Source organism: Rhizobium sp. NPDC090279 (genome assembly GCF_044769665.1).
Taxonomy (GTDB): domain Bacteria; phylum Pseudomonadota; class Alphaproteobacteria; order Rhizobiales; family Rhizobiaceae; genus Rhizobium.
Map to the genome: position 1 here is coordinate 1 of NZ_JBIVYI010000020.1, position 14,529 is coordinate 14,529.

The window sequence follows — 14,529 nt, forward strand, 5'->3', positions numbered from 1 at the left end:
GCGCAATGGCGCATTGGAAAGTCGTGACCGGCGCAACTGCATAAATTCATCGGCAAACGCCTTATCGGGGATTAAGCGAACAACGTGACATCGCCGGATTGACGGTATCTTTGAATTTTCCGGAATATTGATATCGGAGCCGGGCGGGTTCTAATCCCATCAAGAGCAAGCTCAGCTCAACTTTTGTCTCAGAGCTCTAGTTCGAATGAGATCGATCAGGTCTATTTTGAACCAAAATTGTAGCGGGTGCCATGAACAGCGCGTAATCTCGGCGAGCAGCACTTTTGCCGGAATGCCGCTCTCAACGACATGTCCCCGAGCGGGCGCCTCCGTGACATCGCCTTCGCCATTGAGGGCACATTTTAGAAAATGAACGACGATTACCTGGAATTTCGGGGCGATGGGCGTTGCCAAACGAGCGAGAGCAGACGACGCAGCTCGGATCGCTCGCCAGCATCAAGCCGGCCCAACAATCGGTCCTCGTGTTCGGCAAGGAGGGCGAGACATCGCGCTGTCATTTCACCACCAAGATTGGTTGGATACAGCCTTTGAATCCGCTGGTCGCTCTCATCCGTTTCTCGCAGGAGAAGGGACTTTTCCTCAAGATCGGCGAGGACAGACACAATATTAGCGCGTTGCATCCCAAGGACGCGGCAGATGTCGGCCGCGGTGACGCCGGGCTTTTCGACGATATTGCACAAGACACTCAAGGATACAGGGCGCAGCCCTGCTCCCTCCAGCGCTGCGGTGGCGCCTTGCAGATCGACGACCGATGCCCGCCGCAGATGGTATCCGGCAAGATGTTCAAGCGAATGCGCTTGCATCGGATCTTTCGGAGCGTTGCGCTCACGTTTCATCGGCATTCGCGACCCCATGATGATTTCACTTGATTTCTTCATATTGCTATGTGAAATAGCAGTCAATTGCTATGTAGTATAGCGATATGAGGAGAGGTCGGCCAATATTTGGCAGCGCGACGCAAGCGAGGTCGAGAGGGGCGGTTCGCCGGCTCTTCTGCCGAGCCCGCCGCGCACAGCGAAAATTCAAAGTTCAAATTGGTAACGCAGGAGATCGAGATGGCCAACGATATCGATACCGTCGCCTACGAAGTGTCGGAAGGAATTGCCTGGTTGCGGTTCAACCGCCCTGAAAAGCGCAACGCCATGAGTCCAAGGCTCAATCGAGCAATGATGGCCGCGCTGGACGAACTTGAGTTTCGAGACGACGTTGGCGTTCTGGTTTTAGGCGGTGAAGGTGCCGCCTGGACCGCCGGCATGGACCTCAAGGAGTATTTCCGCGAAACCGAAGCCGATGGGATGAAGGGAATCCGCAAATCGCAACGAGAGAGCTATGGCTGGTGGCGCCGGCTGCGCTGGTATCAAAAGCCAACGATCGCGATGGTCAACGGTTGGTGCTTCGGCGGCGGATACGGACCTCTATTTGCCTGCGACCTCGCTTTCGCCGCCGACGAGGCGAAGTTCGGTCTTTCCGAAATCAACTGGGGTATCCTCCCAGGCGGTGGCGCGACCAAGGTTGCCGTCGAGTTGTTGCCGTTTCGCAAGGCCATGTACCACGCGATGCTTGGAGAGCCCGTCGACGGCAAGACAGCGGCGGAATGGGGGCTGGTCAATGAAAGCGTTCCGCTTGCGAAGCTAAAGGAACGTGTCACCGACGTCGCAAGGATCTTGCTTGCCAAGAATCCGGTGGCGCTGAAGGCCACCAAGGATGCCGTACGTCGCGTGGCCACGATGACCTACGACGAAGCGGAAGACTATCTCGTGCGGGCGCAGGAAGCGGCAAACTCGTTCGATAGCCAAGGCCGCAAGGAAGGCATTCGCCAGTTCATCGACGAGAAATCCTACAAGCCGGGCCTTGGGGCATATGACAAGGAAAGAGGCGCCAGCTGAGGACTTGTGGAGGAGGGGGAGGTTTCAAAATGCTGGATTTGATATCGGCTGATCCAATTTGGCTGCATGCGCGCATGCGGCCAACATCCATCGCCGCGGTCGACTTGGCTACGGGACGACGCTGGACCTACCGGGAATTTGACATCGATATCCAGCGAGCCGTCGCCTTTCTGGAGGCGGAGGGTGTCGATCGGGGCGCAAGGGTCGCCGTCCTTGCGCAAAACAGCGTGTACCAGATCGTCTTGCAGCAGGCGGCGATGAGATTGGGTGCGATTTTCGTTCCGATGAACTATCGGCTGGCACTAGCGGAGATTGCGCTGTTGCTGCAGGATTGTACCCCTATTCTGCTCGTCAGCGAGACTTTGGCGCCGGTACTTCCTTCCGGCTGCCGGAAAATCAGCATGGCAACCTTCGTCGACGCTCTCGCCGATGTCGAACCCAGCTCAATGCGTTCGACAGGGATCACCGATCGCGAGACCTGTATCATCCTCTATACGTCCGGTACGTCTGGCACGCCGAAGGGCGCGATGCTTGGCCCCCGATTTCTGCTGGCTACGGCCATAAATTTCAGCATTCTGGGTGAGGTGGACACCGATTGCGTATTTCTCTGCGACAGCCCCATGTTTCATGTGATTGGGATCGTCACTCAAATCTGGCCACCATTGCTGAGGGGAGGCACGATCATTGTTTCGCCTGGCTTCGATCCCGAGTTGACAAATGCGCGCCTTGGCGATGCCTCGATGGCGGTAACGCATTATTTCTGCGTCCCGCAGATGGCAGAGGCATTGCGGCATGCCGCAAACTTCGACCCCTCGCAGTGGACACGTCTCAAGGCCCTGTTCACAGGCGGCGCTCCGAACCCACCGGCCCGTATTCGCTGGTGGCTCGATCGGAACGTCCTCATGGTCGATGGCTACGGCATGACGGAAACGGGCACGACGCTCGGCATGCCTCTCAACAGGGAGATCCTGTACCGGAAAGCAGGAGCGGTCGGTCTCCCTGGACCGCTCACCGCAATCCGCCTGGTCGATGAAGCCGACGAGGACGTTGCGGCTGGAGTGCCGGGTGAGATCCTCGTATTCGGACCCAATGTCACCCACGGCTATTGGAACCGTCCCGAGGAGCGGGAGCGTACCTTTGCCGCAGATGGGTGGATTCGCACCGGTGACATCGGAAAGCGGGACGAGGATGGCTTCATTTCGATCGTCGACCGCCGCAAGGACATGTTCATCTCGGGTGGCGAAAATGTCTATCCGGTCGAGGTGGAGGCCGTACTGGTTGCGCATCCGCAGGTGCGCGAGGCATCGGTCATCGGCATTCCGGACGAACGATGGGGAGAGGTCGGAAGGGCCTACATTGTCGCGTTTTCGGGGCAAACGCTCGACGAAAGCGCCCTCGTCGATCACTGCCGGTCGTCGATTGCCCGCTACAAGGTTCCCAAGGAATTCTGCTTTGTGAAGGAACTGCCGCGAACCAGTTCGGGCAAGGTCATGAAACACATCCTTCGTTCCGGTGAGTGGCCGCCGCCTACGCGTTGATCCGTGTGAGAATCGAGATGCAACGCGACGGAGCCGACTAACAAAATGGACTGGTGAATGTGTCACCGCATTGGAAGCGCTGGTCGGAGCCACTGCCATTGGAGCGCTCCCGCTCATCCTGCCTATGCGCCGGCGGCCGGAAGAATCGTCCCGCTGCATTCGCCAAAGCCGATGCCGACGAACCCCTCGCGGATGCAGCGCCCCTTGAAGATGATCGTATCGCCGTCCTCCAGAAAGGTGCGTGTTTCCCCATCGGCAAGCATGAGCGGCCTTTTTGCGCCCTGGCTGATCTCAAGCATGGAGCCCCATTCGTCGCTGCCTTCACCGGATTGCGTTCCGGTGCCCAGAAGATCTCCTGGCCGAAGATTGCAGCCATTGGAGGTGTGATGTGTGACCAGATGCGCCGGCGCCCAATAGGCGGTGCCATAGTTGCAGTGGCTGATCCGCACCGGCCTTCCAACGCTCTTCTTCGTTTCGATCATTGCCTCAAGCGCGATATCGAGACCGCTGACGGGGAACCGGATACCGCGCAGATAGGAGAACGGCTCGGGGTCATCAGGTAATCGCGACAGGGGTGCGCGGAACGGCGCCAAAGCCTCCATGGTGACAATCCACGGCGACAGGGTGGTCAGAAAGCTCTTGGCGAGGAATGGTCCAAGCGGCATTGATTCCCATGCCTGGATGTCGCGAGCCGACCAATCGTTAAGCAGGCACAGCCCGAACAGGTGATCCTCGGCCTCGTCGATCGGAATGGGCTGGCCAAGATCGTTGCCGGGACCAACGAAAATGCCAAGTTCCAGCTCGTGATCAAGCCAGCGGGATGGACCGAATACGATCTCATTTTGACCGGGAATCCGTGTTTGGCCCGAGGGTCTGCGAAGCGGCGTGCCACTGATCACGACGGACGAAGAGCGGCTATGATAGCCCAGCGGCAGGGATTTGAAATTGGGCAGCGGCGGATTGCCGGGAGCAAAAACCTTCCCCCCATTGATCATATGGTCCCAGGAGGTGAAGAAATCAGTGAAGTCGCCAATCTCAGCCGGCACGGCGTGTTCCGCATCAGCCTGAGGTACGAGGAACCGGCGCATTTTATCAGCCTGCGGCGAGCCCCGCCGCAACATGCGGGACAGAGCCAGGCGCAACGCCGACCACGCTCCAGGGCCCGCAGCCATCAGCTCATTCAGCTTTTGCGCGCCGGCAAGTTCGGCTGCATGCTGAGCCGCGCCCGCGAAGAGCCCCGTCGTGCTCGCGGCCGCCATGTCGAGAATATGGTCTCCGATCGCGATCCCGCCTCGATAGGCCTCTCTGCTGCCGCGTCTGCGAAAGATTCCGTGGGGCAGGTTCTGGATCGGAAAGTCCCCATCCGGGGCATTTGCGGATTCGACCCAGCTTCTAAGCAGAGGATCATGAGTTTCGTTCAACATAGCCATGCTCACAGTCACTTGGAGAGGGTGGGGTTTAAGCCTTGCGGCTGGCGGCCAGGAGGCTGTCGTCGAAAATCGCGACGGCGCGCGTCCATGCAGCCGATGCGCTGCGGATCTTGACGGGGAAGCAACTGACGAAGAAGCCGGTCCCAGGCAACAGGTCCAGATTGTGCAGCTTCTCTATGTGGCAGTATCCGATCTCGCGGCCGACCTTGTGGCCTTCCCAGATGAGGGAGGGATCACCCGTCTCTGCGTAGCGGCGGGCCGTATGAATGAAGGGAGCGTCCCAGCTCCATCCATCGGTACCGGTAAGCCGCACCCCGCGATCAAGGAGGTACCTCGTGGCTGCGCGGCCCATGCCACAGCCCGCATGGATGTAGCCGGGTGTCCCGAATGCTTCGCCAGCGCGGGTATTGACGATGACAATCTCCAGCGGCTTCAATTTGTGGCCGATGCGTTCGAGTTCGGCCTCGATATCCTCCGGCTGGACCACATAGCCGTCCGGGAGGTTGCGAAAGTCGAGTTTGACGCCCGGTTGGAAACACCAATCGAGATCGACCTCGTCGATGGTGATCGCGCGCGCTCCACCGTTCATGGTCGAGGCAAAATGATATGGCGCATCGAGATGGGTTCCATTGTGCGTGTTCAATTGAACTTCCTCGACGGCCCAAGCTTCGCCGTCGGGCAAGTCTGCCCGCTGAATTCCGGGAAAGGACGCGGCCAGACCCGGAAAGCCCGCTTGGTGATCGATGTATTCGATCTTCGGCCCACGTCCCGGTGGGTCGGACGGCACATCATTTTCGAGCGGAACGGAGATATCGACCAAACGACGAGACATGGGGTCCTCAGCGGGTTTGCTGCCAGGCGAGCGCACGACGTTCGATGGCGGCCAGCAGCGCGTTGCAAGAAAATCCGATCAGGCCGAGCACCATCACCCCGGCGAAAAGATCGGCCGATTTGAACGAGCGTGCGGCAAAGAGAATGGCCCGCCCCAAGCCAGGCTGTGCCGTCAGCATCTCGCCGACAACGGCGAGGATCAGCGAAACGGTCAAGGCGAGACGCATGCCGGCCAGCGCATCGGGTAGCGCGCTCGGGAGGCCGATCTTGAAAATGAAGGCGGCGCGCGACAGTCCCAGCAGACGGCCGACTTCGACCAGGCGCGGCTCGATATTGGCAAAGCCATGCATCGTCGAGAGCAGCACCGGCCAGAGTGCTCCAAACGCGATGACTGCCAGGATCATATGCGGCGTGAAGCCGAGCAACCCGATGAAGACCGGCATCATCGCCGAGGCTGGAAGCGGTCTCAGCACTTCCAGCGTGGGATTGAGCCAGCCCCGGAGGGCCGGGGATATCCCGATGACGGCACCAAGAACCATGCCGATTGCGCAGGCGAGGACCCAGCCGTTGAACATTCGCCCGATGGTGCTGAGCGTCCACCCTGTCAGGGTTCCGTGCGAGAGCCCGGCGACCAGCGATTGCGCGGACGCGATCGGGGACGGAAGGAAGACGGGCGAAACCCATCGCATTTCGGCGGAGAGTTGCCAAAGGCCGAGCCAGATCGCGACAACCACCAGCGCCAGGAAACTCTGTTTCATCGGATAGCTCCATAATGGGCGAAGAGCCGTTTTTCCAAACTGTGCAAACCGGTGCTCAAGCCCCAGCCGAGCAGGCCCGTCCAGCCGAGCAATGCGAACATGTCGGCGGGACGAAACGTCTGCTGGGCCAGGATCATTCCGTAGCCGAGACCTTGCGGATTGGCGGCGACTTCAACCGTGACAGCGACGATAAGCGCGACGCCGACGCTCAGTCGAAAGGCGACGAAGAGCCGTGGCACCACGGCGGGAATGACCAGTTTCAGCACACGCCGGATCGGCGAAAGGCCTAGAACCTGACCGACTTCGATAAGCCGTGGCTCGACCTGCGAGACTGCGGCCTGCCCGTAAATCAGCATCGGCCATACGCAGCTAAAGGCGACCACCGAGACCTCCATGCGCCAGCCGAAGCCAAAGATCAGAAGAACAACGGGGATCAGCGCGACAGAGGGGATCGGTCGCAATAGCTCGACGCTGAGCGAGCCTGCAAAGGCCGCGCTGCGGACCAGGCCAAACCAGAGACCAAGTACCAGCCCCAATCCACCGCCGAGAATGACCCCGGAAAGTGCGGCTCCAAGTGTCTCCGCGGTCGGTCGCCAGAGTTGGCCATCCGACGCGAGCGTCACGAATGCCTTCAGTGCCTCGCTGGGAGATGCAAGCGCATAGCTTTGAACGCCATGCATTGCCATCTCAGCAGCGGCGAGTAGCGCAAGAGGCACTGCCCAGCCGCGCCACCATTTGCTCATGATCCGGCCCCCTCGATAAATTCGAACGCCGCGCGCCGAAGCTCCAGAAAATGCGGATCTTCCCGCGTTGCGAGCTGGCTGCGCGGCCGCGGCAGCTTGACGTCAAACATATGCGCTATGCTCGGCTGATCGGGGCCTGGAGATGCGCGCAGCGCGGTAATGCGATCGCCGAGGTATATCGCTTCTTCAAGGTCATGCGTTATGAAGAGGACGCTCGTGCCGGTCTCGGCGACGAGCCGCAGCATCTCGTCCTGCAAGCCCTGGCGCGTCATTGCGTCGAGTGCGCCAAAGGGCTCGTCCATCAACAGCAATGCTGGTTCCTGGGCAAATGCTCTGGCGATCTGGACGCGCTGCTGCATGCCGCCGGACAATTGTCCGGGGAATTTCTCTGCGTGTTCGGCAAGTCCGACTCTCTGTAAAAGAGCATCGATACGCGAACGGCTTTGCTTGCGAGGGATGCCTTGTGCTTCGAACGCAAGACCAACGTTCCCCGCGACTGTCCGCCAGGGCAGCAAAGCCTTGCCGTAGTCCTGAAAGACAAGCGCGACGTCACGGGACGCCCCGTCGACCGGCGCGCCTTTGCGTAGAACTTGCCCTTCGGAGGGAAGGATCAAGCCTGTGAGAAGTCGCAGCAATGTCGTCTTGCCGCAGCCCGACGGACCGATCACACAGACAAGTTCGCGTTGGCCGATTTCGAAGCTCAGGCGGTTCAGAATTCGTCGTGAACCAAAGTTGAGGCCAACGTCAGCGAAGCTCGCCAGCACGGGCGCGTGGTCGCTATTGGTGGCAATGTTGAGTGCGATTGACATGTGCACGACCCTCAGGCGATCAGCCTGCCCAAATCCGGGGTGTTCTTGAGATAGCCTTGCCGCACGAGTGCATCGGCCCAGAATTTAAGCTGCGCCGGCGTGAGGGTCGACTGAAGGTCGGGAAACGGCATGGAGTCGAGAATCTCTTTCGGAGCCTTGAAATAGACCCCGATCGCATCGCGCGCTGCGGCCTGGTTGCTCTTGGCAAATGCGACCGCATCCGCAAGGGCGGCCCTAAATGAATTGATCGCGTCCGGGTTGGCGTCCGCCCAGCTCCGATTGCAGGCATAGACGTCCGCTGCGATGCCGTCGGGGAAGCTTTCAGCGAAACCCGAAATGGCGATGCCAGTGCCGTCTGCCACCATCGACTTCACAAATGCGCGTATCGTGACGATGGCGTCGACGTCGCCCTTGGCAAGAACCGCTGGCAATTGAGGGAAGGGGACCTCCACGAAATCCACGCTGGATGCGTCGACCCCGTGCGCGTCGAGCCAGGCAACCACCATGATATGAAGCGCACCCGTCAAACCCGGGACCGCGAACTTCTTGCCGGCAAGGCCCTTGGCATCGTTGATTCCCGACTTTGCGCCAACGACGACGCCGATGGACTCGTCGGCGCCGCGATGTCCGGCCGTCGCCGCAATGCCGACAAGGTCGAGGCCGTTTTCGACGGCCGTCAGAAATACCGGCGGCGTCGTTCCGCCGATCTGCAGTGATTCCGACACAAGCGTCGCCGGCACATTGGACGTCAGCGCGATCGTCTGAAGGGAGACATCAAGGCCATGCTTTGCAAAGAAGCCCTTCTCCTTTGCAATGTAGGCGGCGCCGAATTCAGGGCCGGCGGTATAACCGATCTTAATCGGTGTCATGGCCTGTGCGCGAAAGGCGGGCATTATCGTCGCGCCCGCTATGATTCCGACATAGCCGAGAAATCGCCTGCGGCTGACGGCAGGACGGGTAGCATCACTTGTCATTTCTTTCTCCTCCCAAATCAGTCATATTTGTCTAGCTAAGGACACTCCGAAAGCCGGCCACGATAAAGCGCAGGAGCAGTCTCTCCGCCGCCGGATCTCCGACAGGGATCTCGCCTTTCGACAAGAGCTCGGCGCGGGGCCCCGAAAGAAGAAAGTGAAACATCGCGCCTACGGCAAACTGGTAGCACCAAGCGATTTGACCACGACTTGCGGCAGGATCGGTGGCAGCCAATGCGTCGATGAAGGCATGCGCCATCGGGTCGAAATGCTGTGCTTGCAGACTGTCTCGATCCGGCGCCGGCGAAGAGAGATCGCGTGCAGCCATCAGAGCGAAATACTGACCCTCGGGGCTGGCATGCATCAAGAGGACCGGGTTGACGAAGGCCTCGACAATCCGTTCGACCGCATCGGGTGCGCTGGGATCGGCGACGGCCGCGCGCAGCAATTTCAGGCGCTGATCGATCGATCCCTGCCAGGATTCGAAGATCGCGGCATAGAGCTCGCTCTTCGAGCCATAGTGATAGCCGATCAGGGCGAGGGGGACTTGTGCCTCGGCTGCGATGTCGCGGATCGAGACGGCGTGATACCCATTCATTGCGAAGAGCTTCTCCGCGGCAAGCAGGATGTTGGTGCGACGATCGAGCTGCGGCTTGCGCCGGGTCGATTTGCCTGCTGGGACCCGGCGAATGAGAGCCGCAGTTTGTTCCGTGTCAGCTTCGATGCTCGCGTTTTTCATAGCAGTCTCATCTTGGAATTTCAGGGCCGATCGCCAAAACTGTACGAACGATCAAGTTTTTTTTGACATACGTTCGATCATCTGTCAAGTTGCCGCCATCGGCAAAGAGTGAATGCGGTCTGACTGTGAAGCGTTTGGGAGGCGGAGAGGACATGGGCACGCGGGCGACAACCGGCCAATTGATTGCGCAATCCTTGATCGATCATGGTGTGGATACGGTGTTCGGCATTCCCGGTGCCCACACCTATGATTTTATCGACGCCCTTTATGAGCAACGGTCCAAGCTTCGGTTCATTCACCCGCGCCACGAGCAAGCCGCCGGCTACATGGCCTATGGCTACGCCAAGTCGTCCGGCAGGCCAGGCGTCTATACTGTCGTGCCAGGCCCTGGCGTGCTCAATTCCGGGGCCGCGCTTTCCGCTGCCTATGGCGCCAATACGCCGGTGTTTTGCGTCACCGCCAATATCATGTCCCATCTCATAGGTCGCGGCAGGGGGCAGTTGCATGAGCTGCCTGACCAGTTGGCGACACTCAGGGGCCTGACAAAGGCTGCAGCTCGCATCAACCATCCGGGCGAAACCATGTCTGTAATGGCGCATCTGTTTCAATCTATGTTGTCAGGACGGCAAGGACCTGTTGCGGTAGAAGCGCCCTGGGACGTGCTCGGACAGCTGGGGACCGCAGGCGAGTTGCCGCCGGGTGTCGCGGCCGCCCCACCAGAGCCAGACTTCGAGGCGATCGAGGCGGCGGCAAGCTTGATTGCCGCCGCGAAAAATCCCCTGATTATGGTCGGCGGCGGCGCGGTTGATGCGGGCGCTGAGATTGCGGAGCTCGCTGCCCGACTTCAAGTCCCTGTCACAGCTCACAGATCTGGCAAAGGCATCCTCCCCGACGACGATCCCTACGCTCTCGATTTCGTGGCAGCGCGCGAGCACTGGGGCAATTGTGATCTCCTGATCGGGATCGGCAGTCGCTTGGAGCTGCAGTACCTGCGTTGGCGCTGGTTCCCGCGCGGCGTCAGAGTCGTGCGTATCGATATCGATCCGACCGAAATGGTCCGCCTCAAACCCGACGTCGGGATCGTCGCCGACGCAAAGATAGGTACCCGCCGTCTTCTCGACATGCTTCCGCGTCTGCAGCGATCTTCCCGGCGAGATGAGTTCTCGACCCTGAAGGCAAAATCGCGCTTGGCCTTCTCCGCCGTGCAGCCGCAAATCGGCTATCTCGACGCCATACGGGCGGCATTGCCGCGCGACGGGTATTTTGTCGAAGAGATCAGCCAGATGGGTTTTACGGCGCGTTTCGCCTTTCCGGTCTATGAGCCGCGCCAGTATGTGACCTGCGGCTACCAGGACAATCTCGGCTTCGGTTACAATACCGCGCTCGGCGTGAAGGTCGCGCATCCCGACAAGGCGGTGGTGTCGATCTCCGGCGACGGCGGCTTCTTGTTTGGCGCGCAGGAGATGGCCACCGCCGTCCATCACAAGATCAACGTCGTTGCGATCGTTTTCAACAATTCGGCGTATGGCAATGTGCTTCGAGATCAACGGCAGACCTATCACGGCCACGAGATCGGCGCCGATCTGACGAACCCCAACTTCGTTCAGATGGCAGAAAGCTTCGGATTGCGAGGCTACCGGGCCACCACGCCCGAGGCGCTGAAGCGGACCCTTGACGCGGCACTTGCCCTTGGTGCGCCCGCTCTTATCGAGGTCCCGATCGTGAAGGGCTCGGAGGCAAGTCCGTGGCCATTCATTCATCCCCCGCCACCGGCGGTCGACTCCTAGCCGCTGGTTAAGATCGCTCGCGGAAGAAACGCCGCCGCGACCTTCACAAGATTCAGTCTCCCGGAGGTTCCATGCCGCATGTCGTGATAGAATACAGCGCCAATCTGGAATCTGAGGTCTCCCCAGTCAGGATGGTAGAGACCGTCCATCGGGCCATAGCCGAAAATCCCGTCTTCCAGATCGCTGCCATCCGAACACGCGCCGTGAAATACGATCACTTTCTCGTCGCCGACGGCAATCCCGAGAACGGCTTCATCGCGGTCACCATACGCATCGCGCCAGGACGCGATCCGGCGACCCGGAAAGCGACGTCGGATTCCGTCCTGTCAGCGCTGTCGCGTCTCGTCGGCGACACCTTTGACCGGCACGGCCTCGCTCTTTCGGTCGAGGTCACCGAGCTCGATGATGTCGGCATGAGCCGCGAGAACCGCTTCCACGCCCAGCAGTCGGCCGAGCCGACAAGCCCGGCGCCCTGACCCCGAGCAGAAAGAGTTTCGAATGACGCAACATACCAAAGTTGACGACAGGCTGACCGGAAATTGTCAACGGGCTGCGGGGTCTCTCTCGTGTAGCCAGGTTTATCGCATACGAGCTTGCCCGCTCTATGTGCAGCTTTCCTTGGAGGGATGTCGATGACCAGCAAACGCTTCCGCTCGGCAGTCATTCGTGAAGGCGTGGTGCGCACCACAAGCCGGAGCTTTCTTTACGCCCTTGGTCAGGATGATGATGATGTCGAACGGCCGCATGTGGCGATCATTCACACCGGCGGCGAAATGAGCCCTTGCAACACCACTCTGCGAGATCAAGCGCAGCACGCCAGGGCCGGTATCTATGCGCATGGCGGGACGCCTCACGAATGTCCGGTCGTTTCGGTCTCGGATGGGCTGTCGATGGCTCACTCGGGCATGCGCTTCTCCCTCATATCGCGGGAATTGATTGCGGACAGTGTCGAAGCGACCGTTCGAGGCCATCAATGGGATGGAATTTTCGGCATTGGCGGCTGCGACAAGAATATGCCCGGCCTGATGATGGGCATGGTTCGCTGCAACACGCCGTCCATCTTCTTGTACGGAGGCTCCGCTCTTCCGGGGCAGCTTCATGGCCGCGACGTCAACATCGTCGACACCTATGAAACCATCGGAAAGGTCCTTGCCGGCGACGCTTCCATCGAGGATCTGGAGGCGATCAGCCGATCTTGCCTGCCAACAGCAGGGGCCTGCGCAGGGCAATATACCGCCAACACCATGGGCATGGTTTCGGAAACGATCGGCCTTGCCTTGCTAGGCTCATCGATGGTTCCGGCCGTTTTCGCCGCCCGCGCGCCGCTTGCGCGCCGGGCTGGACGGGTGTTGATGGCTGCAGTCATGGGCGATGGACCGTTGCCGCGTGATATCGTCACCCGAAAGTCCCTGGAGAACGCCTGTGCGATCGTCGCGGCGACGGGCGGCTCGACGAATGCGCCGCTTCACATTCCAGCCATTGCTCACGAGGCGGGAATCCGCTTCGATCTCGACGATGTCGCGGCGGTTTTCGACCGCACGCCGCTCATCGCGGATCTGAAGCCGGGAGGCCGCTTCCTGGCGCGAGACGTCTTCTATATCGGCGGAGCGCCGATCATCCTCAAATCCTTGCTCGATGGCGGCTTCCTTCATGGCGATTGCCTGACGATAACCGGCCGCTCGCTGGCGGCTGAACTGGCGGAATTCGGCAGCCCGGATGGCGAGATCGTCAAAAGCACGGCAACGCCGCTGGCGACCAGCGGCGGCGTGGCGGTGTTGAAGGGCAACCTCGCACCCGACGGGGCACTCGTGAAGGTGGCCGGACTGAAGCGCCTGCAACACCGCGGACCTGCCCGCGTATTCAACTCCGAGGAAGAATGCCTCGAGGCAGTTCGGGCATTGGCCTACAGGCCCGGCGACGTCATCGTCATCCGCCACGAAGGGCCGCGTGGCGGTCCAGGCATGCGCGAGATGCTGGGCATCACGGCCCTTATCTACGGTCAAGGTCATGGTGAGAACGTTGCGCTTATCACCGACGGACGATTTTCCGGTGCGACACGCGGCTTCTGCATAGGATATGTCAGTCCGGAGGCGGCGTCCGGGGGGCCTATCGGTCTTGTTCGCGACGGAGATATTATCGAAATCGATGCGCGTCCGGATCGACGGTCGCTTGCCATTGATCTGGACGATGCCGAGCTTGCTGCCCGGCGTGCCGCAGTCGCGCCACAGGCGCTGAGACGACTTGGGGGCCTTCTTGAGAAATATGCCGCGACCGTCGGGTCCGCGCATCAGGGTGCGGTGACGCACAGCGGCGGTGTGATGTGGGAGCCCGACTTGTGAGTCTTGGCTCGGGTAGGAAGTTACTGTACGCGGCGTCCGTGGACGGATCAACACGCAGACATAATTAGACTTTTGACGACGTTGGGCATTGTTGCCGTCGGCGTAGCCCTATAGCGGACGGATTTGGGACCTACCTGCAGGCGAGCATTCGCTGAAGGTTGGCAAGGCCTATGGCAGCCTCTGCCGGTTGAGCGGGGAATGATTCGGGTCGCAAACGCCGCCCGGCGATACGCTACATCTACATATCCACGCTTCCTCGTTTCAACCAAAGCCCACTTGCCATAGACGATCGAGGCTCGCCGTTTCAGCAACTTCTCCCCTTGTCAAAAGCAGAACGCGGATGGCCGCGCGATGGATTGGCTTGACGAGCCGCTATGGGGTCGCCGTCACAAACCGATAGAGGTCGTCGGTCATCCTTGACCTTGGGCCCGCTCATCGATCGGGGAACTTGGAGGCCGGCGACGAACATCTGCAGCCTGTTGTCGTCGCCGGCAAATTGGGCGTTCGAACAATTGCTGCCGCCCTCTCTGCGTGCCGGAACCGGTCGGGCGAAGCTGGCTGTCTGCCAGTCAGCGCCAGCGACGCTCCGCTCGACGCGATATCCGACAGTAGGTGCCTTGGCGAAGCTTGCTAAAATTAGAAGATAAACTGTTAAATATAACTTGCAAGTCTTCCTT

13 protein-coding genes are annotated in these 14,529 nt (G+C 60.2%); 5 read left to right on the forward strand and 8 right to left on the reverse strand.

The window, feature by feature from the left end; translation table 11 throughout:
* Window positions 1–380 precede the first annotated feature (380 nt).
* Window positions 381–899, reverse strand: coding sequence for a MarR family winged helix-turn-helix transcriptional regulator (locus ACIQWP_RS30420; RefSeq protein ID WP_402795862.1), 519 nt, complete (start codon window positions 897–899; stop codon window positions 381–383).
* Window positions 900–1,076: 177 nt separating this feature from the next.
* Between ACIQWP_RS30420 and ACIQWP_RS30425 the strand changes: the two genes are divergently transcribed.
* Both ACIQWP_RS30425 and ACIQWP_RS30430 read left to right on the forward strand, forming a co-directional pair.
* Window positions 1,077–1,907, forward strand: coding sequence for a p-hydroxycinnamoyl CoA hydratase/lyase (locus ACIQWP_RS30425; RefSeq protein ID WP_402795864.1), 831 nt, complete (start codon window positions 1,077–1,079; stop codon window positions 1,905–1,907).
* 74 nt (window positions 1,908–1,981) lie between these two features.
* Window positions 1,982–3,445: an AMP-binding protein gene (locus tag ACIQWP_RS30430; RefSeq protein ID WP_402795866.1), complete on the forward strand. Its 1,464-nt coding sequence runs from the start codon at window positions 1,982–1,984 to the stop codon at window positions 3,443–3,445.
* A 122-nt stretch (window positions 3,446–3,567) separates the two neighbouring features.
* On the opposite strand, the gene fahA is transcribed toward ACIQWP_RS30430, so the two are convergent.
* Genes fahA through ACIQWP_RS30465 form a run of 7 tightly spaced genes read right to left on the reverse strand, consistent with a single transcriptional unit; the run spans window position 3,568 to window position 9,726 of the window.
* Window positions 3,568–4,869, reverse strand: a complete 1,302-nt coding sequence (gene fahA / locus ACIQWP_RS30435; RefSeq protein WP_402795868.1) for a fumarylacetoacetase — start codon at window positions 4,867–4,869, stop codon at window positions 3,568–3,570.
* A 34-nt stretch (window positions 4,870–4,903) separates the two neighbouring features.
* Window positions 4,904–5,707, reverse strand: a complete 804-nt coding sequence (locus tag ACIQWP_RS30440) for a cyclase family protein (RefSeq protein WP_402795871.1) — start codon at window positions 5,705–5,707, stop codon at window positions 4,904–4,906.
* 7 nt (window positions 5,708–5,714) lie between these two features.
* Window positions 5,715–6,464, reverse strand: a complete 750-nt coding sequence (locus ACIQWP_RS30445; protein WP_402795873.1) for an ABC transporter permease — start codon at window positions 6,462–6,464, stop codon at window positions 5,715–5,717.
* Complete coding sequence (locus ACIQWP_RS30450) at window positions 6,461–7,207, reverse strand: ABC transporter permease (protein ID WP_402795876.1); 747 nt, start codon at window positions 7,205–7,207, stop codon at window positions 6,461–6,463. The genes ACIQWP_RS30445 and ACIQWP_RS30450 overlap by 4 nt, the downstream gene beginning before the upstream one ends.
* Complete coding sequence (locus ACIQWP_RS30455; protein WP_402795879.1) at window positions 7,204–8,016, reverse strand: ABC transporter ATP-binding protein; 813 nt, start codon at window positions 8,014–8,016, stop codon at window positions 7,204–7,206. Before ACIQWP_RS30455 ends, ACIQWP_RS30450 begins: the two co-directional genes overlap by 4 nt.
* Before the next feature lie 11 nt (window positions 8,017–8,027).
* Window positions 8,028–8,990 (reverse strand): ABC transporter substrate-binding protein, encoded by a 963-nt coding sequence (locus ACIQWP_RS30460; protein ID WP_402795882.1) that lies wholly within the window; start codon window positions 8,988–8,990, stop codon window positions 8,028–8,030.
* 31 nt (window positions 8,991–9,021) lie between these two features.
* A complete protein-coding gene (locus ACIQWP_RS30465; protein ID WP_402795885.1) occupies window positions 9,022–9,726 on the reverse strand; it encodes a TetR/AcrR family transcriptional regulator in 705 nt (234 codons plus the stop codon).
* A gap of 152 nt (window positions 9,727–9,878) precedes the next feature.
* Between ACIQWP_RS30465 and ACIQWP_RS30470 the strand changes: the two genes are divergently transcribed.
* The 3 genes from ACIQWP_RS30470 (at window position 9,879) to ilvD (ending at window position 13,852) form a co-directional block, all read left to right on the forward strand.
* Window positions 9,879–11,513 carry a thiamine pyrophosphate-dependent enzyme gene (locus ACIQWP_RS30470; protein WP_402795888.1) on the forward strand — a complete coding sequence of 545 codons (1,635 nt, stop codon included), beginning with the start codon at window positions 9,879–9,881 and terminating at the stop codon, window positions 11,511–11,513.
* A 71-nt stretch (window positions 11,514–11,584) separates the two neighbouring features.
* Window positions 11,585–11,989 (forward strand): 5-carboxymethyl-2-hydroxymuconate Delta-isomerase, encoded by a 405-nt coding sequence (locus ACIQWP_RS30475; RefSeq protein WP_402795891.1) that lies wholly within the window; start codon window positions 11,585–11,587, stop codon window positions 11,987–11,989.
* A gap of 156 nt (window positions 11,990–12,145) precedes the next feature.
* Complete coding sequence (gene ilvD, locus ACIQWP_RS30480; protein ID WP_402795894.1) at window positions 12,146–13,852, forward strand: dihydroxy-acid dehydratase; 1,707 nt, start codon at window positions 12,146–12,148, stop codon at window positions 13,850–13,852.
* Window positions 13,853–14,529 lie beyond the last annotated feature (677 nt).